Genomic DNA, 26,523 nt, shown 5'->3' with positions numbered 1-26,523 from the left:
ATACTTGGTATTTACCGAATATCGCTATAAATTAGTATATTTATATCAAATCAAATTTTGAAACCCAAGCATTGGACATAAATCAGGAAAAAGTATTTCACCACATTCAACAAGCTAAAAAAGGAAATCAAATATCTTTTAATTATTTATTAGATACTTTCTGGGGGAGCGTGTATGCTTTTCAGCTTAAAAAAACTAAAAATGATAACGATGCTGAAGATATTACTATTCAAACTTTTTCCAAAGCTTTTGACAGAATTGAAACTTTTGATGAAAACTATCAGTTTAAAACTTGGTTGATTACAATTTCTAAAAACGTTTATATAGATTCTCTTCGAAAGAAAAAATCTACCATATATACACAAACAACTGAAGAACAAGAAAAAGAAGTGTATGCTGTTGTTGATGACGCTCCTTCTCCTGAAGACAAAATTATTACTGAACAAAACTTAGCGAAACTTCTAAAAGACATTAAAAAATTAAAACCAAAATATCAAGATGTCATCAACCTTCGGTATTTTCAAGAATTAAGTTATAAAGAAATTTCTGAGCAAATTGGGGAACCGATAAATAATGTAAAAGTAAAATTATTACGTGCAAAAAAATTATTAGCTGAAATAATAAAGAAATCATAAATTGCAAAACCATAAAAATCAAAACTTTATGATTTTACAGTTTAATGCAATAAGAAAATATCTACATAAAAAAGAATTTCAACCAAAAAGAGAAGAAAAAAAGCATCTGAAAACTTTGTTTGAAAAGTTAAAAGATGGTGACTATTTAAACTTTTAAGCTCTCTTTTTCATGAAAAAATCTCTCTTAAACCTATTAGGCCCTGGACTATTATTTGCTGGTGCTGCCATAGGTGTTTCCCATTTAGTACAATCAACTAGAGCTGGTGCCGATTTTGGCTTTGGTTTACTATGGGCTTTACTCCTAGTACACATTATCAAATATCCTTTTTTTCAATTTGGCCCTCGATATGCTACAGCAACAGGCGAAACGCTTTTAGATGGTTATAAAAAACTTGGTAAAGGAGTTTTAATCAGCTATTTCATATTAAATATTGCAACTATGTTTACCATTCAAGCTGCAGTAACTATTGTTACAGCCAGTTTAGCTTCTAATATTTTTGGTATTTCACTTGATTTAGTAGCATGGTCTGTATTAATTATGTTCATCAGTATTGTTTTACTAGGCATAGGGAAATACAAATTTTTAGATAACTTAATGAAGTATATTATTGCTATTTTAACCATTAGCACTATAATAGCCGTAAACATTGCCCTATTTAAAACTGACAAGGGTTTTAGCTTTCAACAAATAATACCTAGCGGAACAGCTCAAGTAACCTTTTTAATTGCTTTCTTAGGATGGATGCCCGCTCCGTTGGATATTTCTATTTGGCATTCTTTATGGTCGGTAGAAAAAGACAAAACTACTTTTGTAAAAATAAAGCCTAAACAAGCCATTTTTGATTTTAATGTTGGCTATATTGGAGCCTTATTTTTAGGAGTTTGTTTTGTTATGTTAGGTGCTTTAGTTATGCATCAATCAGGAGAATCATTCTCTAGTAAAGGAACTATTTTTGCTTCTCAACTAATCAATTTATACACAAAAAACTTAGGAGAATTTTCTTCTGTATTTATTGGTATTGCAGCTTTTACAACTATGTTTAGTACTACTATTACAACATTAGATGCTTCACCAAGAGCTATGGAAAAATCTTCTTTTTTACTTTTTCCGAGAACAACAAGAACAATAAAATTAGGCTACTGGTTTTGGTTACTACTGTTAACGCTTGGAACCTCTGTTATTTTATATTGTTTTTTAAGTGATATGGTATTTCTTGTACGAATAGCCACAGTTTTATCTTTTTTAACAGCTCCGTTTTATGCTATTCTCAACTATATCTTAATTACTGGTAAGCATACGCCAAAAAAGTACAGACCAAATATTGGTTTACGCATTTTGAGTCTTATAGGTATTGTTTTTTTGTTCGGATTTAGTATTTGGTTTTTACTTAGTTTATAAATCTTTTCTTCGTAAATTTGCAGTTCAATTTTTATGGAATGGCAAACGAAACTGTAGCAACACCAGAAAGAACGAAAAAACCAAAATGGTTACGTGTAAAATTACCTGTAGGAAAAAAATACACGGAACTAAGAGGACTTGTTGATAAATATAAATTAAACACTATTTGTACCAGTGGAAGCTGTCCAAACATGGGTGAATGTTGGGGAGAAGGTACTGCTACCTTTATGATTTTAGGTAACATCTGTACACGTTCATGTGGGTTTTGTGGTGTTAAAACTGGACGTCCAGACACCGTTGAATGGGATGAACCTGAAAAAGTAGCTCGTTCTATTAAATTAATGAATATTAAACATGCGGTAATTACCTCTGTTGACCGTGATGATTTAAAAGATGGAGGTTCTATTATTTGGTCTGAAACAGTACAGGCTATTCGTAGAGCTAATCCGAATACTACTTTAGAAACTCTTATTCCTGATTTTCAAGGAAACGAAAAATTAATAGACCGTATTATTGAAGTAGCTCCTGAAGTTGTTTCTCACAATATGGAAACGGTACGTCGCTTAACTCGTGAAGTTCGTATTCAAGCAAAATATGATCGTAGCTTGGGGGTTTTAAAATACCTAAAAGAAAACGGAATGCGTACTAAATCTGGAATTATGCTTGGTTTAGGCGAAACAGAAGATGAAATAATACAAACCATGAAAGACTTACGTAATGTTGGATTGGATGTTATTACTATCGGTCAATATTTACAACCTAGTAAAAAACACTTACCTGTTAAGGAATTTATAACACCAGAACAATTCAAAAAATACGAAACATTAGGGTTAGAAATGGGCTTTATGTATGTAGAAAGTGGTGCCTTAGTACGTTCATCGTATAAAGCACACAAACACGCTAGCTAACCTTAAATTAAAATATCCTTAACTTTTTAACGGTTTAACGTTAAAAAAATGTCAAATAATTAAAAATTAAATAAAGTACCGCTTTTTATTTATAATTTTGGCACAGATATTGGAAACAACAATACCGTAAGCAAGTAACATTGTTTTCATTGTGTAAATTATTTGAATTAGTTGATTAACAAAGAAGCCCGCTCAAATTGAGTGGGCTTCCTGTTTTTATTCTCTTTAGAGATGCTAATTTTAAATAGCTCTAATTATATCATATTTTGTAATGATGTGGTGTTTTCCATTTTCTAAATCAACTAAAACTGCTTGATTTTCTTTGTTAATTAACTTAGATACCTCATCAATAGAAGCTGATTTTTTAACTGTAGGATATGTTCTTCCCATTACATCTTTAATAGGCTTTTCTGCTATATTTTTATCTTCTAAATAACTATATAATAATGCTGATTCATCTACTGAACCTACAAACCCATTTACATCTCTTACAGGAATCTGTGATATTTTAAATGCACGCATTCTTTCGATAGCATGCGATACTAATTCTTCTGTTTGAACAGTTACTAATGGTTTATCTATATGATCTTTAATTAAATCTTCAGCTGTAGTAATTTCTTCATCTAAGAATCCTCTATCACGCATCCAATCGTCATTAAACATTTTTCCTACATAACGGCTTCCATGATCGTGAAACAACACTACCACTACATCATCAGGTTTAAACTCGTCTTTTAACTGTAATAATCCTTTAATAGCTGAACCTGCTGAATTCCCTACAAAAATCCCTTCTTCCTTAGCTATTTTGCGTGTGTAAATAGCAGCATCTTTGTCAGTTACTTTTGTAAATCCATCAATTAAAGAAAAATCAACATTTTTAGGTAAAATATCTTCCCCAATTCCTTCCGTAATATATGGATAGATTTCATTTTCATCAAAGATACCAGTTTCGTGATATTTTTTAAATACGGAACCGTATGTATCTACTCCCCAAATTTTAATATTTGGATTCTTTTCTTTTAAAAACTTAGCAGTCCCTGAAACCGTTCCTCCTGTTCCTACTCCAACAACAAAATGTGTGATTTTACCATCGGTCTGTTCCCAAATTTCTGGTCCTGTTTGTTCATAATGTGCTTGTGCGTTTGACGGATTATCATATTGATTCACATACCAAGAGTTTGGAGTTTCCTCCCCTAAACGCTTAGATACAGAATAATATGAACGAGGATCATCTGGTTCTACATTCGTAGGGCAAACAACTACCTCTGCTCCTACAGCACGCAGAATATCCATTTTTTCTTTTGATTGCTTATCTGAAATTACAAAAATACATTTGTACCCTTTTACAATAGCTGCTAATGCTAATCCCATTCCTGTATTTCCTGAAGTACCTTCTATAATGGTACCTCCTGGCTTTAAACGACCATCTGCTTCAGCATCTTCTATCATTTTAAGTGCCATACGGTCTTTTACAGAGTTTCCTGGATTAAACGTTTCTACTTTAGCTAATACTAAAGCATCTACTTCTTTTGTTACTGAGTTTAATTGAACTAAAGGTGTGTTACCAATAGTTTCTAATATATTTTTTGCGTACTTCATATCTTATTAATGTTATGCAAAACTAAGCAAATCGAATGGATTTTGAAGGGCGAATTTTTGTAATGATATATGAAGGTACTATCAACATTAAAAAGCAAAGTATTAGCGTACCTATGTTTAACAATAAAATTGCCAAGAAATTAATATCTACAGGCATTGTTGATACATAATAAGTTTCAGGATCTAGACTTATTAACTTCGTATATTTTTGAATTAAAAGTATACTAAGCCCAATAAGGTTTCCCCAGAACAATCCTTTTAAAATTAAGTAAGAAGCATTGTATAAAAATATTTTTCGGATACTCCAATTTACACTTCCCAATGCTTTTAAAATTCCAACCATTTGTACACGTTCTAGAATAAGAACCAACAATGCTGTTACCATGTTTATTCCAGCAACCAACACCATGATTCCAATAATAAACCATACGTTATTATCTAATAGTTTTAACCACTCAAAAATAGCAGGATAATTATTTACAATGGTAATACTATTTAAGGTTGCTCCAATACTTGTATACACTTCATCTCCTTTTTCTTTAAGCATATCATAATCATCAATCAACACTTCAAAGCCTCCTATTTCATTGTCTTTCCAACGATTAATTTTTTGAACCTCTCTTAAGTCTCCCAACAACATAATCTTATCAAACTGTTCAAAACCTGTATTGTATATTCCCACAATAATTGGCTTTCTTGATTTAAATTTCAAACTACTGTTTTCTGCTCCAAACCATGTTTGAATGGTATCGTTTAGTTTAAAATGCAATCGGTTTGCAATAGATTGAGAAATTAGAATTTCTCGGTTTCTATCTTGGGTAAAATCTGGTAAACGACCCTCAACTAAACACTCATTAAAAAAAGTAAAATCGTAATCAGCCGAAACTCCTTTAAAAATAATTCCTTCAAAATCAGTAGGAGTTCTAATTATCCCTCCAACATTAGCAAAAGGTTGTACTTTTTTTATGCCGTCAATGTTTTTAAACTCTGGATAAAACTCTTGGTTAATATCAATCGGTACTGTTGAAACATCTGAATTGTTATTATCGTAATTTACAATTTGAATATGCCCTTTAAAGCCTGTCATTTTATCGCGCACCTTATTCTGAAACCCAGAGGTAATCGACACTGCAATTAACATAATAGCTACACCAAGAGCAATGGCAATGGTTGCAATGGTAATAATTGGTGATGAAATACTGCTTTTATACTGTTTTCCAGCAATGATTCGTTTTGCTATAAATAATTCGAAGTTCAAATGTTTTCTTTTTTACAAACCAAAAGTAACTAATTCTTATGTAAAGAAAGAGAAGAATACCTAGGTTTTAATTCTTTAACTTTTATTATTCTTAAAAAATAGAAATCTGTACCTTTATGTTTTAATTTTTTATAGATGAAGCTTACTTTTAATTACGTTTTTTTACTTTTTTTAGTATTCAGTTTTCAATTTTCTTCTTGTGCACAACAACAAAAAAAATCAACTACTAAAGAAGAGCCAATACAAGAACAGCCAAAAACAATTAAAACGGGTGCTGATAGAACTACAGCTTACCTTCCTCTTTTAAAGAATAAAAATATTGCCATAGTTGCAAATCAAACTTCCGTATTGCAAGTGTTACAACGAGCTGAAGTTGCCCCCAACATTATGGGGTCTGAAATGGTACAACATCACTTAGTAGATTATTTACATAATTACGATAGAATTAACGTTCAAAAAGTATTTGCTCCTGAGCATGGTTTTAGAGGAAAAGCTGATGCTGGTGAAGCCATAGCTGATGGAAAAGATGTAAAAACAGGGATTCCAATTATTTCGTTGTACGGAAAAAACAAGAAACCTTCGCCTGAACAATTAAACGGAATTGATGTTGTTATTTTTGATATTCAAGATGTAGGCGCACGTTTTTACACCTATATCTCTACGTTACATTATGTGATGGAAGCTTGTGCCGAGGCAAATATTCCTGTAATTTTATTAGATAGACCAAACCCAAACGGACATTATATTGACGGACTTATTTTAGAACCTGAACACAAAAGTTTTGTAGGCATGCACCCTGTTCCTGTAGTTTACGGAATGACAATTGGTGAATACGGTAAAATGATTAATGGTGAAAAGTGGTTAGCAAATGGTATTCAGTGTAACTTAACCGTAATTCCGCTAGAAAATTACACACATCAATCAACATATAGTTTACCGATAAAACCATCGCCTAATTTACCGAACGATGTTTCAATAAACTTATACCCTAGTTTATGTTTTTTTGAAGGAACCAATGTATCTGCTGGAAGAGGAACAGATAAACAATTTCAAATTTATGGTTCACCACATTTAGAAAAAACTGATTTTAGTTTTACACCACAACCCAATGAAGGTGCAAAACATCCAAAACATAAAGAAAAAATGTGTTTTGGGGAAGATTTAAGCACTTCTGAACGTTTAGTTAACCTAAATCTTAGTTGGTTAGTGAAAGCCTATAAGCAGTCTCCTAAAAAAGATTTTTTTAATACTTTTTTTACCAAACTAGCAGGTACTACCAAACTACAAGAACAAATTGAACAAGGGCTTTCTGAAGAAGAAATTAAAGCAAGTTGGCAACAAGGGTTAAATGACTTTAAAAAGATACGTGAGCAATATTTGTTGTATGAATAGTTCTATTTGATTTTTAACACTTAAAAAACTAATTTTATTTTTAATGAATATAATTCGTTAAAACAGAATTATATCATTAATCATGTTGGACGCCATATCAATGAATAAAATCAAAAACATTATTATAAAAGGACTTCTTAAAGAGGTTCAAATAGCTGAAAGATCATTAAAATTAAATGAAAAAATATCTAAATCCTACAGTAATATAGAAAGTCAAAATAAAAAAGATATTGCTTATATTATTTATAATTTAACTTATACAGAAATGGTTTTAGCTCTATCTCGTTTGTATGACGAACCAAGTAAAAAATACCCAACTCGTTGTTTAAAAAGTTTATATAAAATAACTAAAGAACAAAATCTATCAGAAGAACTATCTAAATTTCGCTCAGAATCAGAATTAAATCTTTACAAATTTGGTTTCTATCCAGAGTTGATAAAACTACTTAAAAGTGACTCAAATAGAAAATTCATAAAACATTCAACTAACTTTTTTGAAGCAGAAGAAATTAACCCCCCTTTGGTAGGGAATATTCAAAAACTAAAAACTATTCGCGATAAATTGCTTGCTCATAATGAAGATATTGAGATTGACACTTCAGTACCTTACAAAATGGCATATGAACTGATAGACCATGCGAAAAAGGTTTTATCTTTCTTCTCACTAACGTACACAGGAATAACTTTATTTATAGGTAACAAATTTGTTACTGATATTCATAGTAATAAGTGGGAAAAAATGTTCGAAAAATTCATAGATAAATAAAATACTTAACACCAGCTATAGTTAAGCGTAGAGATAGTTTGATTAACCAAAGTGAAACTACATATTTAAAGTTATATCAGAAAATAATAAATCAATAAGAAGTTCTACTCTTTAATGTTAGATAATAAAAACCTGTCTCTAGTTCTATTTTCTACTTTACCTTATATCCCTCTCATAAACACCGAATACTTATATTCAATTCTCCAGTTTGCTAAATTGTCAATTATAGGAAAACTCTCTTCCTAAAGACTAAACAACAAGTTAAGGGTTTCATGAAAATCCTTATCTTTTCATACAGTTATTAGAATAAATTTTTAACAAAGTCAATCTACATACAGTAAACTCTAAAGTAAAAAAACTTCTTATCTTTATAATCTCAAATAAAACTATTGTAAATTGCTGCGCTTTGAAAAAATTTTACTTCACTATATTTCTCTTAATTAGCAGCTTTTCGTTTGCTCAATTTCCTTTTGAAAAACTTCCTTCTACAGAATATAAAGAATATAAGAACTGGAAGCTTTACGATTGGTTAGACACAAAAAATACGATACATCACACACTTACTATTGACTCTTTTTTTGATAATAAAAAGAGCTTAACAGTTCAATTAACCTCTTTACTTACTTATTTCGAAAACACTTCAACGATTCGCTTATTTCGTAATAAAAAAGAAATCTGCAAATTTCCAGAAAGCATGTTATTTTCAACAATAAATACAGGTCACGATCCTATTTACGTTGGAGATATAAATGGTGATGGTCTGGAAGACATAAAAATGATAATTCCGTATATGGGTAATGGTATTTCAGCAATGAATGTTAGAGTAATATACTTATTTCAAACACAAGACTCTACCTTCCATAAGATTTCTTTTACTGATAAAATGGATACTATTCGACCAGAATACGATTTTGATGGAGACGGAAACCATGAAATTATTACAATGACCTTAACAAATTATAGCAATCATAATTATTGGACATTTAATATTTTCGAATACAAAGAAGGTGAATTAAAAAACGTTAATAATAAAGCTAATTATCCTATTATGGTACAATTTCTTAACAAAAAGAACTATACAATTACCAATAAAATTAAAAGAGAAGAAATGAAAAAATTCTCTTTTAATCTTCCTAAGGACTACAAGAGCAAGTAAGAACTACCTATAAAAACCCCTGCTCTTTCATCCAGTTATTAGAATAAATCTTATTCATATAACGAGAACCGTGATCTGGTAAAATTACGACTACTACACTATTTTCATCAAAAAAACCATTGTCTGCGTATTGTTGTGTAGCTTGTAAGGCTGCTCCTGAAGTATACCCTGCAAAAATACCTTCTGCTTTTACTAATTCTCTAGCTTTTAAAGCCGCCTCTTTATCTGATACTTTTTCGTACACATCTACCACATCAAAATCAGTAGAAGTAGGAATTAAGTTTTTACCTAAACCTTCTATTTTATAGGGACTAATTTCATTTGAATCAAACTCACCTGTTTCATGATACTTTTTAATCACTGAACCCATCGCATCGACTCCTAAAATTTGAATATCAGGATTTTGTTCTTTTAAATAACGTGCTGTTCCAGAAATCGTTCCTCCTGTCCCGCTTGCTGCAACTACGTGAGTTACTTTTCCGTCGGTTTGTTCCCAAATTTCTGGTCCCGTACTCTTATAATGTGCTTCAATATTTAGTTCATTAAAATACTGATTGATATAAATAGACCCTGGATTTTCTCTATGCAATCTTTTAGCTACTTCGTAATACGAACGAGGATCGTCAGGAGTAACATTTGCAGGACAAACATGTACTTCTGCTCCCATAGACTTTAACATGTCTATTTTGTCTTGAGAAGACTTATCACTCACTGCCAAAATACATCTATATCCTTTTACAATACTAATCATTGCCAATGAAAACCCTGTGTTACCAGATGTTGTTTCAACAATAATATCTCCTTCTTTTACGATTCCTTTTTGTTCTGCTGTTTCTATGATATGCAATGCAATTCTATCTTTAGCAGAGTGACCTGGATTAAAAGCTTCAACTTTTGCATAGTAAGTACCCGGTAAATCTTGGGTAATTCGATGCAGTTGAATCATGGGAGTTTGACCTACTAAATCTATTATTGAATTGGTAATACCTTGATGTCTCTTCATTATAGTTTGTAAATAAGAAAAAGTGTCATTACGAAAAACGGACACGAAAAATCTGTTGAGATTGTTCGTTGCTTTCGCAATGACACTTACACTCAATCGAGCGCAAAAATATAATTATTTTTTTAACTTACCTTCTAACATTAAAAAGAACGTATATTCTTCTGCTGTTTCTTTTAAAGCATCGAACCTTCCTGAGGCTCCTCCATGACCTGCTTCCATATTAGTATGTAAGAACAACATGTTGTTATCTGTTTTTAATTCACGTAGTTTCGCTACCCATTTTGCTGGCTCCCAGTACTGTACTTGGCTATCATGTAAACCTGTAGTTACTAACATATTTGGATATGCTTTTGCTTCAACTTGATCGTATGGAGAATACGACTTAATATAATCGTAATATTCTTTATTATTCGGGTTCCCCCATTCGTCATATTCACCTGTAGTTAATGGAATACTATCATCTAGCATGGTAGAAATTACATCAACAAAAGGCACCGCAGCTATGATTCCGTTATATAGCTCAGGATTCATATTTACAATAGCTCCCATTAATAAACCTCCTGCAGAACCTCCCATAGCATATAAATGCTCTGGAGATGTATAACCGTTATCAATTAAATATTTAGAACAATCAATAAAATCGGTAAATGTATTTTTCTTGTTCAACATTTTACCATCTTCATACCACTCACGTCCTAAATACTGACTTCCTCTAATATGCGCTAAAGCATATACAAATCCACGATCTAATAAACTTAAACGTGTTGTTGAAAACCCATCATTAATTGTATATCCGTAAGAACCGTACGCATATTGTAAGATTGGTGTGTTTTTATCAAGCTTCGTATCTTTATGGTGTACAATTGATAACGCTACTTTTTTACCATCACGAGCAGGTACCCATATACGCTTGCTTACATAATTATTTTTATCAAACTTTCCTCCTAAAACTTCTTGCTCTTTTTTAACTTCTTTTGATCTGTCTTTCATATTGAAATCAATCACAGAACTTGGAGTTGTCATTGAATTATATGAGTAACGAATTACCTCTGTATCGAATTCAGGGTTACCATATACTCCTGCTGAATAAGTTTCTTCTTCAAAAGGTAAGTAGTAGTCTTCAGTTCCATCCCATCGTTTAATACGGATTTTATTCAATCCTTCGTTTCTTTCTTCTAAAACTAAATAGTCTTTAAAAATTGAAAAATCTTCAAATAAGGTATCTTCTCTATGTGGAATTACATCTACCCAGTTTTCTTTCCCAGGCTTATCTACAGGAGTTTTCATCAACTTAAAATTGGTTGCTCCGTCCTTATTGGTTTTAATATAAAAATGATCTCCGTAGTGTGCTACTTCATATTCTAAATCACGCTCACGAGGTTGAATTATTTGTAATTCTCCATCAGGATTATTAGCATCTAATACATGGTATTCTGTTGAAACTGTACTATACGAACCTATTATGATATAATCCTTAGATTTTGATTTGGTGACAAAAGCTCCGAACGTATCGTCTTTTTCTTCATACACTAATTCATCTAAAGATGCATCAGAACCCAACGTATGTTTGTAAATCTTTGAAGAACGTAACGTTACAGGATCTTTTTTAGCATAAAACAACGTTTTATTATCATTTGCCCATACAGAACCTCCAGTGGTATTTTCAATAATATCTTTATAGACTTTACCAGTTTCTAAATTTTTAATTCTAATAAAATATTGACGACGACTAACTGTGTCTGTAGCAAAAGCTGTCATTTTATTATCTGGTGACACATTTAACCCTCCTAGCTGGAAATAATCATATCCTTTTGCTTCATTATTCACATTGAACATGATTTCCTCTTCTGCTTCTAAAGTTTCTTTTTTACGGCTATAAATAGGATATTGCTGTCCTTTTTCATAACGAGTTATGTAAAAGTATCCATCTTTTTTGTATGGTACTGACTCATCATCTTCTTTTATGCGCCCTTTCATTTCTTGAAATAACGCTTCTTGAAACTCTTTAGTTTCTTTTGTCATTTCTTCATAATAAGCGTTCTCTGCATTTAAGTAATCATATACTTTTTGAGTTTGTTCGTCTTTAACTTCTGCATTTTTTTGAGTATCAGTTAAACGCATCCAAAAATAATCATCAGTACGTATATCTCCGTGTTTCTCTAACTTAGTTGGTTGCTTTTCAGCAACTGGGGCTTTGATATCTTTATTCATTTCTTGTTTTTTGCAAGAACCAAAAATAAGACTAAAAAACAAAGCCGGTAGCATTATTTTTTTCATTTTTTAAGTTGGTTTATATTTCTTGTGAAAATACTATTTTTGTTGGAAAATAAATCATAAAAACTGTACAATATGTTCGGAGATATTTCTGGAATGATGGGTAAACTAAAAGAAGCTCAACAAAAAGTAGAAGAAACAAAAAAACGATTAGATACCGTTTTAATTGATGAAGCAATTGCTGGAGGAAATGTAAAAGTTACCGTAACCGCTAATCGTGAAGTTAAAGCTATTACAGTAGATGAGTCTTTGTTAGATGATAAAGAAGAATTGGAAGACTATTTAATCTTAGCGCTAAACAAAGCATTAAAACGTGCTGGTGAAATTAACGAACAGGAATTAGCTGTTGCTGCTAAAAGCGGAATGCCTAATATTCCTGGAATGGATATGTTCAAATAATAAGTTATGCCTGTACAATTAGAAGATTATATGTTGCCTTGCTTAAACAAAAAATTCTTTGGAGTTGACTGTTTAGGTTGTGGTATACAGCGTGCTTTGAGCTTAATTTCACAAGGAGAGTTCGTTGCTGCTTTTAAAATGTACCCTGCTATATATACCTTACTACTTTTAGCTTTTGTTGTAGGCATTAACTTCTTCTATAAAGTAAAATATGCTCAAAAAATAATCAGTATATTGGCTATTATTAACATAATTATTATAGTGAGTAGTTATGTTATAAAAATGAATCAATTAATTTAAACTTTAGAAAACTATGGAAAAACAAAAACTACCAAATTCTACAGGTGTTTTAGTATTAGGAATCATTTCAATTTTAGGGTGCTGCTGTTATGGCTTTATTGGGTTAATTCTTGGTGTTGTTGCTTTAGTTTTAGCTAAAAAGGCTACAACTTTATATAATGAAAACCCAGATGAATATGATGGAATCAATAATGTTAAAATTGGTAAGATTTTGGCTATTATTGGTGTTATTTTAAGTTCATTATATATAATTACTATGGTAGGAATGATTTTATTCTTTGGTTGGGATGCACTACAAGACCCTGAATTATTAAGAGAACAGTTTGAAAATATGCAATAACTGCATGACTCATATATTATATAAAAAAAGCGACCATTTGGTCGCTTTTTTATATCATTCCTTTTGCTTTAAACTCCAGATATTTGTTAATTACATTAACCGATAAATGTTGTGGTTTGGTTAAAATAGCATGTACTGCGTTTTTCTCTAGCTCTTTTATCATCAAACGTTTTTCGTAAGCATATTTCTCGGCAATTGTTTTATGATACACACTTTGTAAGTCTTCTGCTTTTTCAGTAATCAACGTATCTAACTCCGTATTTTCAAAAAAAACAGTCACTAGCAAGTGTTTTTTAGCTATTGCTTTTAAATATGGTAATTGCCTTTTTAACGCCGATATATGCTCAAAATTGGTATATAAAATTAACAAGCTACGTTGATTTATTTTTCTTTTAATATTCGCGTATAGCAACGCAAAATTAGCATCTGAAAAATTGGTTGTAATATTATACAACTCTTCGTTAATGACCGATAAGTTTGTTTTTTTGTTACTGGCAGCTACTATTTTTTCTACTTTTTTAGAAAACGTCAGCATCCCTGCTTTATCGTTTTTTAATAAGGCTATATTTGAAAAAGCTAAGGTTGAATTAATTGCATAGTCTAATAACTTCAACCCTTCAAAAGGCATTTTCATGACACGTCCTAAATCGATAATAGAATATATGGGTTGTGATTTTTCATCTTGATATTGATTCACCATCAACTCTGCTCTTTTAGCAGTTGCTTTCCAGTTTATAGTACGTACATCGTCACCAGGAATGTAGTTTTTAATCTGTTCAAACTCCATCGTATGCCCTATTCGTCGTATTTTCTTCATACCAAACTCCGTTAAGTTATTGTGCATCGCCAAAAACTCGTACTTTTTCATTTGTATATATGACGGATATACTTTCACACTTTCTTCCGCAGCAAAGGAATAACGTTTAGAAAACATTTGTAAAAAAGAAGACACGAATATATTTACTTTCCCAAATTTGTATTCCCCTCTTTCAACTGGTCTAACACTATAGGTATAGGTTGATTTCTCACCAGGCTTCAAAGACATTGCATGTTCGAAATCTCTTTTTTGAAATTGTACTGGCAATTCATCAATCAATGAAATAAAAACTTGAAACGGATAATTATTTTCAAGCGTAATGGCTATTTCATTATCATCTGAATTTGATAGTTTTTCTGATGTAATTCTTTTCGCTAAAAATCCATTTTTAAATCGGTATAAGATAAACACATCAACACATATCGTTATTACAAATAACCACACAAGCATCCATGTTACTGAATAAAGCGCAGGAATCCAAAACGAGACTAAAAATAATGCCGAAATAACGCTTATATAGATAAAAAAGCGATTGTGTACGTATAACGATTTAAAGAATTGAATCACTATCTTGGAACTTCTACAGATTGTACAATCATTTCAATCACCTTATCGGCTGTCATTCCTTCCATTTCACGTTCAGGAGTTAACATAATTCTATGGCGTAATACAGGGTAAATGCTCTTCTTTACATCTTCAGGAATCACAAAATCACGTCCATTGATTGCTGCAAATGCTTTAGACGCCATTAATACTGCAATACTTGCTCTTGGTGAACCTCCTAAATACAAATGTGCATTGTTACGTGTATTGGAAATAAGTTGTGCTATGTATTTAATTATTTTTTCCTCTACCAATACTTCAAAAACCTTGCTTCTGTATTCTAATAACTCAGCTTCTGTTAACACAGCTTCCACTTTCGTTTGCGGTAACGCTCCTTTGCGATCGTTATGAGCAGTGATTATCTGTATTTCTTCCTCTAAATTCGGATACCCAACATTTATTTTAAATAAGAAACGGTCTAATTGCGCTTCTGGTAAAGCATAGGTTCCCTCCTGCTCTATTGGGTTTTGAGTTGCTAATACCATAAAGGGTGGATTCATTTCATAACGCTCACCATCCATTGTAATTTGTTTTTCCTCCATCACCTCAAACAATGCTGCTTGCGTTTTAGCTGGTGCTCTGTTAATTTCATCAATCAACACAATGTTAGAGAAAATCGGGCCTTTTTTAAACTCGAAATCAGATGTTTTCATGTTTAAAACCGAAGTTCCTAATACATCCGAAGGCATTAAATCAGGCGTAAACTGAATTCGGCTGAAATCGGTTGCAATTGTTTTAGCTAACAATTTTGCTGTTACCGTTTTGGCTACTCCAGGAACACCTTCAATCAATACGTGTCCGTCAGCCAGTAAAGAAACCAACAGTAACTCCATAAACTCCTCTTGACCTACAATTACTTTCCCTAGTTGCTCTTTTATTTTTACAACCGCTTCTTTTAACTTTGACAAATCTATTCTACTTGAAAATAGCTCGTTCGTGTTTTCTGTTGGATTGTTTTCTGTATTCATCCTATTTATTTTTAACTCCTTTTTTAATATTATCAATTATAATTCTTTCCATTTTCTCTTTAGTTTTTGTTATTTTAATTGTTTTATCACATCTTGGGCATTCACCATATGGATTAATTGAAAAATCATATAACTTTAAAGGAGTTTCACATTCTTTACAAAGAGGTTCTAAATTAACAATTATATAAGATTTCTCAAAAACACTCCATTTCCATTCCCACCTCCAAGTAGTATCGTTAATTATATCTTCCTTATAGTCTAAAAATACAGGAGAGTCTTTAGTTTCTGATAGTTTAATTTCAAAAACTATTCTTTTAAATATTAAAAAAAGAATGACGACTATTAATATTTGCCAAATTGTGACTTGGTACATAAATATACTATCCCAAATCCAATTTATAACCCTCCATAATGTTGATAAAAAGGGCTTAGATTTTATCAAATCATAAATAGCTGTCATGAAAACTCCTAATATAGCTCCCCACAACGCTCCATACCTTGCTATTTTTTTCTCTTCCATGTCCTTATTTTACATTTTAAAATCTTCAATAGCTTTATTTAAGGCTACTAAATCTTCTTCGGTTATACTTGATTTTGTTTGTATTTGCTGTATCTTTTTAAATAAAGCAACTACTTTTTCTTCTGAATTACCACTTCTGTTAGCAAGGTTTTTATAAAAACGTTCGTCTAGGTTTAAAGTTGATAATCGGTATTTTATTCTGATATACTCTAAAAAATAGTTGATTTTATGTTCAGCTATATTTTTATGATCTGATTTTTCGTAATACATATTGGCTATGGTACGTGTAAAAGCCAGTGTTTGATTTTTTAACGGTGTAATAACAGGAATTAATCGCTGATTACGCTTTCCTTTAAAAATAATAAAGAACAACACCCCTATCAATCCTATATAATATGCCCATTTTAACGATTGGGTTGATAAAATATAATGCATGGGAGAGGTTATTCTACTTTTTCCTGTCTTATAATAGGTATCCCATAAAATGGTATTGTTACTATTAGAACCCACCTCTGCTTCTTTATTACCCGGGTTATTTAGATATGATAACACATTCGCTACGTACTCATAATTATTATCTAATAGCATGTTATAATTCGTAAATGCCTGCGGGAACGTATGCAAATAAAAATTACCTTCTCCGTGTTTAACTTTGATAAAATTCGGCTTTTTACTGATGATGGAATCGTTTTCATTTCGTATTACCAACTCGCCTAAAATAGTTGTATTGAGCGTATCAACTTCAGAAAAATACAGCTTTGAAAAATCTCTATCAAAATGATATTCTTTTCCACCAAAAATAGGGTTACTCATTTTTTGATAGGCTTTTTCCTCAAACGCTGAAGTTGTTAAATAACTTGTCTTTGTTTGCAACGTATCTAAATATATTCCATTGGTTGCTATGAACACATCATTTCCTCTATCTGCAAACTCTAAAAGCTCATTCAACTCATCTTTGTCAAAATTCACTTTATTATCAAGAAAAAAATAGGTTCCGTTATTCTTATCGTCTTTTAAGTACACATACGGATTTTGGTAGATATCTTTTACTTCACTTTTTGGAAATAAACTTGGCATTTCTTTATGCAATACATATGTACCATATGGAATTTTATGTTTTGCAGCATAACTTGGATACCAATTGATTTCTTTAGGCTTTACAGATTCAACATAAAAAATACCGAGCACTATAAGCACCAACAGACCAATGTATATTTTAAGTTTTTTATCCAAATTAGTAAATTTTAGCTAGTGTGTTTTTAAAGTTGTTCTCCGCTTGTGTAAATTTTTCTTTATCTATAGAAAACTCACCATACCACACATAATCGTACAAATAAGTTAACTCTTTAAATTCTGTATACAGTTGTTTTTTAGATGATAACTCTTTTATATAATCTTCGTTTGTTTTTTCTTGTTGCCAAGAAATAAACTCTTTATCTGACAGTTTTTTTAACAGCAACAAATAATAATAACGTACTGCTAGTTGATAATTTCCTTCTGAAATTGCTTCTTGAATTAACTTTGGTAAGTCTTTATCTTTTATCAATTCTTCTTCTTCCGATAAATGCACAATAGGTTTAGCCTTTTTACCATCAATAATATTGCGTGCATTTACTTTTAAAAAGAATTTAATAATGAAGAAAAGTACGAGTCCTGCTATTACGTATGGTAAAACCTTTAAAACAACACGTAAAAATCCTACTGCTGGTGTAATATCATCAAAAATATAAGAGAGAATTTTTATGACGGTTCGTTTTAACCAGTCCCATATTTTTTCTAAAATAGTAGGTTCTCTTTTTTCTACAATGTATATAAATTCATCTTTTTGTTTGTACCCCTCTATTTTTTGAGTATCAAACTTTTTTTGTTCTATAATAGTATCATCATACTGCACCTCTATTTTTTCTTCTTGAGAAAAAACAGTGATTGAACAAATAAAAAACGCTATGTAAAAAAGAAACTGCTTCAAAAGATTACTGTCCTATACTATCAATTCTTTCAATAGTTCCTGTAAGATTTTTTCTTTCATTAATATCGAAATATAAAAGCACATTCGTTATCAAGGTTATTGAATAAAATAGTAGCTGGCCTGCTATTGATATAACATTTAAAATCAAATAAATAGGATCACCAAAAAATCCAAAAACTTGCGCTGGGTCATCACTTCCTGAACCTATCCCCATGCTTATTAATTGATATATAGTTGCTGGTATTTGAAAAACATATCCTAAAATACTTACTAAAATAGACACAACGAAAATCACCCCAAAAGTTTCCCAAAAATATCCGCTTATAAAATTAAAACATTTTCCTACTGCTCCAGAAGCTGTTTCATTCTCAAATACTAAAATTGAAGCTCCTAAAGATAATGCTGGCCAAGTATAAAACACAGGTAATACACATAGCATTGCACTTGCAAATAATAGTAACCCAGCTAAAATACCAAATCCTGTAAACGACCAAAACTTAGCTTTTGTATTATTTATAACATCTTCTTGTCTAACTACTCCTTTATTATCTATATATGATTTAATATAATACATACCTGCCAAGTTTATAAAAACAATGGCTACTAAATAAGCAATCATCATAATAAACACCGCTCCCACCATTCCTGCAACTTCACTTGTATCTTGGCTCATTATTGAAGAAATAGACATCATGTAGTAAATCATAGAAGCAACCGCTATAACAATAGGTATTGATGCTACTTTTAAAATGGTTAAAAAGAACTGTTTCCCTTCTAATCGTATAAACTTAAAGGCATCTGAAATAATACTTCCTAAATCTCTTTCTTTTTTAAACTCTACGTATTCTTTATGCATGGGTTTGTTGATTTTTATAAACTTTAATTGGGTATATGACGTAATAAAATATAATGAGTGCTAATGAGGTAGCAATTATTAAGATTGCTAACCAATCGGGCATTTCTGTATGACGGGTTACAAAACCTTCTAAAAATCCTGCAACTATAAAAAACGGAATGGTACTTACCATTATTTTTAATCCATCTTTCATGCTTCTTTTAAATGATTCTAGTCGTGAATAGGTTTTTGGAAATAGTAATCCGTTACCTAATACCAATCCGGCACATCCTGCAATAACAATTACTGATATTTCTATGGTTCCGTGAATCCAAATGGTTCTTGACGATTCCCAAAACAACCCTTTATCGTAAAAAAAATATAAGAACGAACCTAACATTATTCCGTTTTGCATCATAATGTATAAGGTCCCTACCGAAAATAACATTCCTAATACAAAGGCATACATGGCTACTTTTATATTATTTACAGTAATTCCAATAAACATGTCTACTTCATTAGCTTTTTTATATACAGCCATTGGATCTCCGTTTTCAATATTCTCCAGAGTCATGTTTACATAACCATCTCCTAAAATCAAACGGACAAAATCAATATCGGTTGCGGCTGAAAAAGCACCACAAATAGAAAAAAAAGCAAATACTAAAAACGCAATCAGTAATTGTTTTTGATGACTATAAAACATTAAAGGAAATTCCGTTTTAAAAAAACTAACAAACCTGTTTTTGCTTTCTTTTTTAGTTTTATAAATTTTTTGATGTGCTGCAGATGCTATTGAATTCAAGTATATCACCGTATTTCCGTTAGGATAAAACGTTTTGGCATAACTCAAATCGTCAGTTAACTCCACATATAAATCAGATAGTTTATCTGGTGAAATAACTTTCTTGTTATACAGCACATCTTCAAAAAGTTGCCACTTTTCTTTATTTTTATTTACAAAAGCAGCTTCTCTCATGTGTTTAAAAAATTAAAGCATGTTTGTTGAGAAGTTTCTCTAATCATAGAATATTTTTATCTTCGCTAAACTAAAAAAAGTTGCATAAATATCAACAAAAAAAAGTGAAAAACTAGTTCATGGATAATTTTCAAATAGAAACAGCTCAAAACATTGCTATCAGTCAAAATGTAGCTCATGTTACCACTCGCATTGGTTCATATTTAATTGATGCGTTATTTATTGTTGGATATTACATTATCATTGCTATTATAATAGGCATGTTAGATATTCCTATGAGTATGGAATATATGAGTCTCTTTGTTCTATTAGGACTTCCTGTATTCTTTTATAGTTTACTTTTTGAGGTTTTAATGAACGGGCAAACTCCTGGCAAATACTTTAACCAAATAAGAGTGGTTAAATTAGATGGTTCTAAGCCTACTTTTGGAAGTTATTTAATTAGATGGTTACTACGTTTTGTTGATTTCACTTTAGCTAGTGGTTCTGTTGCTGTACTTACCATTTTATTAAACGGAAAAGGGCAACGTTTAGGAGATATTGCTGCAGGAACTACTGTAATATCTGAAAAGAAAAGAATTACGTTAAAAGATACTATTGCAAGCGATGTAGTTGATAACTATACACCTACCTATTCACAGGTAACGCTATTGAGTGATAATGATATTCACACTATCACAAGAGTATATAAAGATGCTATGAAGAAAAGAAATCATAAAGTAATTTTGAAACTATACACAAAAGTTATTGAGTTAACAGGAATTACTACCGAGCAAAAGCCTGCTAAATTTATAGATACTGTGATTAAAGATTATCATTATTACGCGAGGCAGTAATTTTTCAATACTCAGAAATATATGAAAACAGAAAACAAAAAAGGCGTTAAGGAATTTTTGAAAGAGATTATAACTCCAATATTAATAGTTATCATCTTTGTCTACATTATGTTTAAAATTTTTGTTTGGAAATAAAGGTTATTTCTGGACTTAAAATGTGTTTTTAATACCATACCCTTTAATTTACTGAAAACAAACACCGTGATAAAAAACAAAGAACGACGCTCTAAAAAGATGACATTCTTTGTTTTTTTATGGAATTCTATCTCGTAATTTAATTCTTGAAAAAAATCATAACCTTTTCTGTTCTTCTGTTTTTTTTCTATTTTCCTTTACTAAGTTTCCTCCTAAGTGATAAAGTAAAGTTATACCAAACCTTCTTGAATCTGGTTTGTTGTTATAGTAATAATCTACAATATCACTTTGAGAATAGGCTTCATAATGGTTGGTGTTAAATACATCACTTATAGTCAGTTGCGCTACTAATTTTTTATTTAGAAATGTTTTTTTAATACCGAAATCTACATAACCTGTTGCTTTTGTACTGTACAAACCAAGTAACTCCGATGAAAACCAGTGTGCAGAAAGATTCATTTTATAGTCTTTTGGCAAGGAAATATCTTGTTGTAATGTAAATGTTGTAGCCCACTTTGATAGTTGTTTTTCTCCTGAAACTTGTGAAATAGGGTAAGTAGTATAACTTATGTCTGAAAAGAAAAGTAAGTTCCAAAACGAATATAATTTAAATGGGGTTGATACTGTAAAATCAAAACGTTCACGATTACCAAAATTATCACTTTGACTTTTTATAGTAGTACCATTATCATCTACTAAAAGCCTTCGATTTATAAAATTATCACTTTGGTTATACATTGCAGAAAAAACATATTTATTTTTTAAGCTATATGTAAACGAATATACCCAAGCTAATTCAGGTGTTAAATTAGGGTTTCCTGAATAATAGAAGTACTGATCTCTATACCATCGTACTGGATTTAAATCGGTGTAAGATGGACGATTGATACGTCTATTAAGCGAAAAATCTATTTTATTGTCTTTATCTAAAATTTGTCCAATTGAAAAAGAGGGAAACAACTTGGTATATTGCCATTGATTTGTTTCATTTTCTTTTACTGTATATCCTTCTGCTCTGGTATATTCTACACGAAGTCCGGCATCTATTGTTGTTTTATTTATTTCTTTTGATCCTGTTATATATGCTGCTGCAATCTGTTCATTATATTTATAATGATTACTTAATGCTGGTACTTTTTCATAAACACCCTCTTCTAATGATTCAAATTCATATTGATTGTCGTTTTTAACCTTAGCATATTTAACCCCTGTTTTAATAGCATACTTCTTAAAAGGCAAATTAGCATCAATTTGTGCAGAAAAAATATCTACACTTCCTGGTTGGTGTGACTTGAGTACGTTAGTATCTAATTTATTTTGATTTGCATCATAATTGTCTGTTATCAGTATTCCATCTGAATAATTTCTATAGGATGTATAATTAGCATCTGCTGTTAATTTTTTTCCAAGAGAATCTATAACAAACACATAATGCACACTCCCTGCATCGTAATGATAAGGTTCAATTATTTTATTATCGGTTAATGTATAGGATTGTAGTTCTTTAAAATTATTGAATTTATTAACTTCTGAATAATTTTGTTTTTTAAAGTCATCAAAGTAGCCATGATAATTAATGCTTAAACTATGTTTAGGTAAAAATTGCCATTCTGCTCCAAATCGCCAAGTATAATATTTTATTTTATAATTACTTTCGTTTTTTCGACTAAGCCACAGAGATTCTCCGTTTTCATTGATGGTATTTCCACTCTTGTTTTTGGTAAATCTATGAGGTGTATTATAATCAAAAGAACCATATAAATTCACTTTTTTTGTACGTAAACTTGCCGAAATATTTTCATTTGTCATCCAGTATTTTCCTTTTGAAATGGTTGTTCGTAAATTGACTGCATAACCTTTTTTGAGTTTTTTTTCGAGAACAATATTAATTATACCTGTATTACCTGCTGCATCAAACTCGGCTGTTGGTGATGTTATCAATTCTATCTTTTTAAGGTCTTCAGCACTCATTCCTTTTAATAAATTTGACAATTGACCTCCAGATAAATAGGTCATTTTACCATCTATCATAATATTTACCCCAGACGCCCCTCTAAATAAAATAGCATCGTTTTGCGCTACATTTATCCCTGGTAATTTTTTTAACATATCAAGAGCGGATTGCCCTGTTGTAAGAGTAGATTTTTTTAGGTTAAATGTTAATTTTCCTTTACTAGCCTCAATAAGCGGTTTTTTAAAATTAACCACTACTTCGTCTAACGCATTAGTATCTTCTTTTAAGGTTATGTTTATCTTTTCTTCATCAGTTACTTTTTTTTCTCTCGTAATCATTCCTACAAAAGAAAATACCAAAACAGATCCTCTTGTAGTTTTTATTGAATATTTCCCATCTAAATTGGTTACTGTTCCTTTATTACTTCCTTTTATAAAAACAGTTGTACCTGGTAATACTTGATTTGTAACATCACTAACGATTCCTTTTACTTCAACCTCCTGTGAAAAAACAAGCCATGGGGAAAGAATTAAAAAGTAATGTACAAGTATTTTGATATAATTTTTCATTATTTAATTTATTTTTTAGTTAGATAGATTTATCTACCTGTAATCATTCTGCTTATTTAATTTCTGTTTTTACACAGATACCTAAATATTAAGTATTACTTAAGAATGAATTATTTTGGTTTTATAAGTTCTAGAAGTTTTTCATTACAATTAGTTGCATAAAATGTTCTTCAACTCCTTTTAAAAAAAGTTGCGATTATTTTCAAAAAATTGAATGTAGAAATGTTTTTTCTTAACACAGAGCTTTATGCTCTAAATATTTAGATACATTTTATTAATCCAAAGTTTTTAACTTTTGATTACGCTATCATTAAAAGAAACTAGAATAACTTATAAAAAACCACGATGATATTTTGCTTTGTTTTTCTCTAAAAAATTATAATAAGAAAGGAGGAGGAGGTCTGGAGATAAACTGATACAAAGCAAAGTTACTTGTAGCAATAAACTTGTAATTTTTAATAATTGATTTTTGAACTATAATTTCAAACCTATCAATAATTAAATTTTGAAAATTAGGAGTAAGTGCAGGAGTTAAATCATGTGTTATACTATGGTCACACATAGTACAATGTACTGCATGATCCATATCATCCGTATGCATCAATACATGAATTCCTGTCATTTTCACTGATAGAAAAAGTACAAGGAATAAATAGGTTACACTATTCTTTAACCAATCTTTTTTCATTACTTACAAACCTACTAAAATTAACTTAAAAAAGGTGTTAATTTCACACTTGATTTCACCCAAAAACAAATACCTCAATCAAGTTAAACACATAATAATAAACCTTTTACTCTTATAAAAGTTAAAATATAATAGAATGTCTTATTTTTTAATTTAAACAGTGTAATACTTCATTATATTTGTTTATCTCAGAAAAAAATATAGAATGTGGAAAGAGCATTATAATAAAATTAAAAAAGAAAAACATCCCCCAGCTTATACACTACGTAAAGCTTTAGATTTTATAGCCTCCCAAGATAATATAACAGAAAAAACAGCTATAGACTTGGGTTGTGGTAATGGTGTAGATACATTTGCTTTGCTAGAAAATGGTTTTTCTGTAGTTGCCATAGACAGTAATCCTAACTCATTGCTTCACCTACAACAAAATTTAGCTCCTGAACATTCAAAATTATTAAAATTTAATAACGTTTCTTTTGAGAATATAAAAGAGTTTCCTTTAGCTTATTTGGTTAATGCTTCTTTTTCACTTCCTTTTTGTCATCCTAATCAATTTGACAATCTATGGTCGAATATCATTAAATGTATATCTCCTGGAGGAATTTTTTGCGGACATTTTTTTGGACCACAAGATTCCTGGAGCTCTAACTCTGATATGACTTTTCACAATATACAAGATGTAAAAAACTTATTTGATCAGTTTGAGATTCTTTATTTTAATGAAATCTCTAAAAAAGGAAAAACATTATCTGGAAAAGAAAAAGTTTGGCATGTTTTTCATATTGTGGCAAAAAAGAAACACCTTATAAAATAATAAACTAACTCATTTATACCTACCCTATATTATTCCCTTGGATATTTGCTTAAGTGTTTTTCTAGATACAATATATAAAACCAAAGCGTATAATATATTTTCTAAAGCTAAACTGTAATATATCCCCTCTATTCCAAAGTATTTAGTTAAAAGTAATACTACCGGAACAAACAACAATAATTGTCTTCCAATAGGTAACAACGTTGCTAATTTTGCTTCTCCTATAGCTTGAAAAAGAACTATGCTACTAGAAGATATTGGAATAACTAATAAAATACTTAGCAACATTCGTACATTAAAAATTTCTGTATCATTAAGTTCTACATTAGGTAATATAACATTAACCATTGCCTCAGGAAAAATTAGTATCGGAATTAATAGTCCTGCACCAAGAACAACCCCTGCTAACCTGTATACCCTTACTCCTTTTAAACACCTAGACGGCTTGTTAGCACCGTAATTAATTCCTATAATCGGCTGCATAGATTGGTAAAGTCCTAAAAGCGGGATAGCTAAAAAAGTAAACAATCTAAAAACAGCATTAAAAAAAGCCATAGCCTCTACTGTTCCATAGAAAACCACTAACCTGAAAAGTAAAAACTGCCTAAACAAATTAGATAGTTGCATTGTAAATGCTGAAAAACCAATGCTTAAAACATTTTTAAGTATTTTATACTCCAACCTTATTCGAAAAGCCCCTGTTTTAAATGTTGCTCTTCCACGGATAAAGTATAAAGATGTTAACAAGCTATAAATAAACATTGCTATAATACTACTCCATGCAGCACCTGCTACTCCCATCTGCAAAACACCAATAAATATAGGGGTTAGTAAAATGTTTAAAACTACTGAAGCTATTGTGAATTGCATTGCCACTTTTATGTTTCCTTCTGCCCGTATTAAACTATTAGCTGATAGACCATAAATACTGAATAATGCTCCCAAAACATATACTTTAAAATATTCTAAAGCATAGGTAAATAATTCTCCTGAAATTCCTATTATTGAGACTATTTCATGAGAAAAAATAATTCCAAAAACAGTTACTAAAGTTGCCCCTATGAGAGATAAGGCTATCATGTTTGGAATTATTTTCTTTTGAACTTCAATTTGTTTGGCGCCTATAGCTCTGCTAAGAACAGATGCAGAGCCTGCGGCTATAAAAACAGTAATACTTGTAACAACTAGCATTAAGGGAAATAACATTGAAACCCCTGTAAAAGCTTTTATCCCTATAAAATAGCTTGTATAAAATATATCTACAAGCCCGTTTATAGATATAACCATCATACCTAAAATACTTGGAACAGATAGTTTTAACATAAGACCCCAAAGGCTATCATTAATAAAATCAAGCTTTTGTTTTGTGTTATTCTTTATTTCGGAACTCATATTTGCACCACTCTT

25 protein-coding genes are annotated in these 26,523 nt (G+C 30.7%); 11 read left to right on the top strand and 14 right to left on the bottom strand.

The genetic code is table 11. The annotated features are described in order from the left end of the window. The first annotated feature begins 71 nt into the window (after nucleotides 1–71). The 3 genes from NH341_RS08205 to lipA all read left to right on the top strand — a co-directional run bounded on the left by NH341_RS08205 (nucleotide 72) and on the right by lipA (nucleotide 2,942). Complete coding sequence (locus NH341_RS08205) at nucleotides 72–635, top strand: RNA polymerase sigma factor (RefSeq protein WP_082118657.1); 564 nt, start codon at nucleotides 72–74, stop codon at nucleotides 633–635. A gap of 169 nt (nucleotides 636–804) precedes the next feature. Beyond that, nucleotides 805–2,034, top strand: coding sequence for an Nramp family divalent metal transporter (locus NH341_RS08200; protein ID WP_073182973.1), 1,230 nt, complete (start codon nucleotides 805–807; stop codon nucleotides 2,032–2,034). A gap of 38 nt (nucleotides 2,035–2,072) precedes the next feature. Next, nucleotides 2,073–2,942 (top strand): lipoyl synthase, encoded by an 870-nt coding sequence (gene lipA, locus NH341_RS08195; RefSeq protein WP_253056378.1) that lies wholly within the window; start codon nucleotides 2,073–2,075, stop codon nucleotides 2,940–2,942. Between the two features lie 240 nt (nucleotides 2,943–3,182). Here the strand turns inward: lipA and NH341_RS08190 are convergent, their stop codons facing one another. Together NH341_RS08190 and NH341_RS08185 are read right to left on the bottom strand one after the other, a co-directional pair. Continuing rightward, nucleotides 3,183–4,541: a pyridoxal-phosphate dependent enzyme gene (locus NH341_RS08190; RefSeq protein WP_073182975.1), complete on the bottom strand. Its 1,359-nt coding sequence runs from the start codon at nucleotides 4,539–4,541 to the stop codon at nucleotides 3,183–3,185. A 22-nt stretch (nucleotides 4,542–4,563) separates the two neighbouring features. After that, complete coding sequence (locus NH341_RS08185; protein ID WP_159490911.1) at nucleotides 4,564–5,799, bottom strand: FtsX-like permease family protein; 1,236 nt, start codon at nucleotides 5,797–5,799, stop codon at nucleotides 4,564–4,566. A 135-nt stretch (nucleotides 5,800–5,934) separates the two neighbouring features. Between NH341_RS08185 and NH341_RS08180 the strand changes: the two genes are divergently transcribed. The 3 genes from NH341_RS08180 to NH341_RS08170 all read left to right on the top strand — a co-directional run bounded on the left by NH341_RS08180 (nucleotide 5,935) and on the right by NH341_RS08170 (nucleotide 9,113). Next, nucleotides 5,935–7,191: an exo-beta-N-acetylmuramidase NamZ domain-containing protein gene (locus NH341_RS08180; RefSeq protein WP_253056376.1), complete on the top strand. Its 1,257-nt coding sequence runs from the start codon at nucleotides 5,935–5,937 to the stop codon at nucleotides 7,189–7,191. Nucleotides 7,192–7,291: 100 nt separating this feature from the next. Next, on the top strand, nucleotides 7,292–7,957 hold the full coding sequence (locus NH341_RS08175; RefSeq protein WP_253056374.1) for a hypothetical protein: 666 nt from the start codon (nucleotides 7,292–7,294) through the stop codon (nucleotides 7,955–7,957). 406 nt (nucleotides 7,958–8,363) lie between these two features. Next, nucleotides 8,364–9,113: a VCBS repeat-containing protein gene (locus NH341_RS08170; protein ID WP_047789485.1), complete on the top strand. Its 750-nt coding sequence runs from the start codon at nucleotides 8,364–8,366 to the stop codon at nucleotides 9,111–9,113. Nucleotides 9,114–9,120: 7 nt separating this feature from the next. Here NH341_RS08170 and NH341_RS08165 read toward each other — a convergent pair whose 3' ends face one another. Both NH341_RS08165 and NH341_RS08160 read right to left on the bottom strand, forming a co-directional pair. Beyond that, complete coding sequence (locus NH341_RS08165; protein ID WP_047789484.1) at nucleotides 9,121–10,116, bottom strand: PLP-dependent cysteine synthase family protein; 996 nt, start codon at nucleotides 10,114–10,116, stop codon at nucleotides 9,121–9,123. A gap of 114 nt (nucleotides 10,117–10,230) precedes the next feature. Beyond that, nucleotides 10,231–12,327, bottom strand: a complete 2,097-nt coding sequence (locus NH341_RS08160; RefSeq protein ID WP_253056372.1) for a S9 family peptidase — start codon at nucleotides 12,325–12,327, stop codon at nucleotides 10,231–10,233. Nucleotides 12,328–12,465: 138 nt separating this feature from the next. Here NH341_RS08160 and NH341_RS08155 point away from each other — a divergent pair, with 138 nt between their 5' ends. From NH341_RS08155 to NH341_RS08145, 3 genes are read left to right on the top strand one after another with little or no spacing between them, the layout of a single operon-like run. Next, entirely contained in the window at nucleotides 12,466–12,789 is a 324-nt protein-coding gene (locus NH341_RS08155; RefSeq protein WP_047789483.1) for a YbaB/EbfC family nucleoid-associated protein, read from the top strand. A gap of 6 nt (nucleotides 12,790–12,795) precedes the next feature. After that, nucleotides 12,796–13,089, top strand: a complete 294-nt coding sequence (locus NH341_RS08150; RefSeq protein WP_231128418.1) for a DUF2752 domain-containing protein — start codon at nucleotides 12,796–12,798, stop codon at nucleotides 13,087–13,089. Nucleotides 13,090–13,102: 13 nt separating this feature from the next. Next, nucleotides 13,103–13,429, top strand: coding sequence for a CCC motif membrane protein (locus tag NH341_RS08145; RefSeq protein WP_253056370.1), 327 nt, complete (start codon nucleotides 13,103–13,105; stop codon nucleotides 13,427–13,429). Between the two features lie 49 nt (nucleotides 13,430–13,478). On the opposite strand, the gene NH341_RS08140 is transcribed toward NH341_RS08145, so the two are convergent. From NH341_RS08140 to NH341_RS08110, 7 genes are read right to left on the bottom strand one after another with little or no spacing between them, the layout of a single operon-like run. Beyond that, complete coding sequence (locus NH341_RS08140) at nucleotides 13,479–14,810, bottom strand: DUF58 domain-containing protein (RefSeq protein ID WP_253056852.1); 1,332 nt, start codon at nucleotides 14,808–14,810, stop codon at nucleotides 13,479–13,481. Nucleotides 14,811–14,812: 2 nt separating this feature from the next. Further along, a complete protein-coding gene (locus tag NH341_RS08135; RefSeq protein WP_253056368.1) occupies nucleotides 14,813–15,817 on the bottom strand; it encodes a MoxR family ATPase in 1,005 nt (334 codons plus the stop codon). A gap of 1 nt (nucleotide 15,818) precedes the next feature. Further along, nucleotides 15,819–16,337 (bottom strand): hypothetical protein, encoded by a 519-nt coding sequence (locus NH341_RS08130; RefSeq protein ID WP_253056366.1) that lies wholly within the window; start codon nucleotides 16,335–16,337, stop codon nucleotides 15,819–15,821. A 9-nt stretch (nucleotides 16,338–16,346) separates the two neighbouring features. Beyond that, a complete protein-coding gene (locus tag NH341_RS08125) occupies nucleotides 16,347–17,570 on the bottom strand; it encodes a DUF4350 domain-containing protein (RefSeq protein ID WP_253056364.1) in 1,224 nt (407 codons plus the stop codon). A 1-nt stretch (nucleotide 17,571) separates the two neighbouring features. Further along, complete coding sequence (locus NH341_RS08120) at nucleotides 17,572–18,306, bottom strand: DUF4129 domain-containing protein (protein ID WP_253056362.1); 735 nt, start codon at nucleotides 18,304–18,306, stop codon at nucleotides 17,572–17,574. Nucleotides 18,307–18,310: 4 nt separating this feature from the next. Then, nucleotides 18,311–19,162, bottom strand: coding sequence for a hypothetical protein (locus tag NH341_RS08115; RefSeq protein WP_253056360.1), 852 nt, complete (start codon nucleotides 19,160–19,162; stop codon nucleotides 18,311–18,313). Beyond that, nucleotides 19,155–20,120: a stage II sporulation protein M gene (locus NH341_RS08110; RefSeq protein ID WP_253056358.1), complete on the bottom strand. Its 966-nt coding sequence runs from the start codon at nucleotides 20,118–20,120 to the stop codon at nucleotides 19,155–19,157. Before NH341_RS08110 ends, NH341_RS08115 begins: the two co-directional genes overlap by 8 nt. Nucleotides 20,121–20,239: 119 nt before the next feature. On the opposite strand from NH341_RS08110, the gene NH341_RS08105 reads away from it, so the two are divergent. Further along, a complete protein-coding gene (locus NH341_RS08105; protein ID WP_047789476.1) occupies nucleotides 20,240–20,956 on the top strand; it encodes an RDD family protein in 717 nt (238 codons plus the stop codon). Between the two features lie 291 nt (nucleotides 20,957–21,247). On the opposite strand, the gene NH341_RS08100 is transcribed toward NH341_RS08105, so the two are convergent. Both NH341_RS08100 and NH341_RS08095 read right to left on the bottom strand, forming a co-directional pair. Then, complete coding sequence (locus NH341_RS08100; protein WP_253056356.1) at nucleotides 21,248–23,614, bottom strand: outer membrane beta-barrel protein; 2,367 nt, start codon at nucleotides 23,612–23,614, stop codon at nucleotides 21,248–21,250. A gap of 376 nt (nucleotides 23,615–23,990) precedes the next feature. Continuing rightward, complete coding sequence (locus NH341_RS08095) at nucleotides 23,991–24,302, bottom strand: hypothetical protein (protein ID WP_073183005.1); 312 nt, start codon at nucleotides 24,300–24,302, stop codon at nucleotides 23,991–23,993. Between the two features lie 205 nt (nucleotides 24,303–24,507). Here NH341_RS08095 and NH341_RS08090 point away from each other — a divergent pair, with 205 nt between their 5' ends. Next, nucleotides 24,508–25,116: a methyltransferase domain-containing protein gene (locus NH341_RS08090; protein WP_253056354.1), complete on the top strand. Its 609-nt coding sequence runs from the start codon at nucleotides 24,508–24,510 to the stop codon at nucleotides 25,114–25,116. A 24-nt stretch (nucleotides 25,117–25,140) separates the two neighbouring features. Here NH341_RS08090 and NH341_RS08085 read toward each other — a convergent pair whose 3' ends face one another. Next, on the bottom strand, nucleotides 25,141–26,508 hold the full coding sequence (locus NH341_RS08085; protein ID WP_253056352.1) for an MATE family efflux transporter: 1,368 nt from the start codon (nucleotides 26,506–26,508) through the stop codon (nucleotides 25,141–25,143). Between the last annotated feature and the right edge of the window lie 15 nt (nucleotides 26,509–26,523).

This window comes from Tenacibaculum sp. XPcli2-G, from assembly GCF_024124505.1.
Lineage (GTDB): Bacteria > Bacteroidota > Bacteroidia > Flavobacteriales > Flavobacteriaceae > Polaribacter > Polaribacter mesophilus.
Note: the sequence above shows the minus strand (reverse complement) of the source record. Positions and strands in the feature narration are given on the sequence as shown.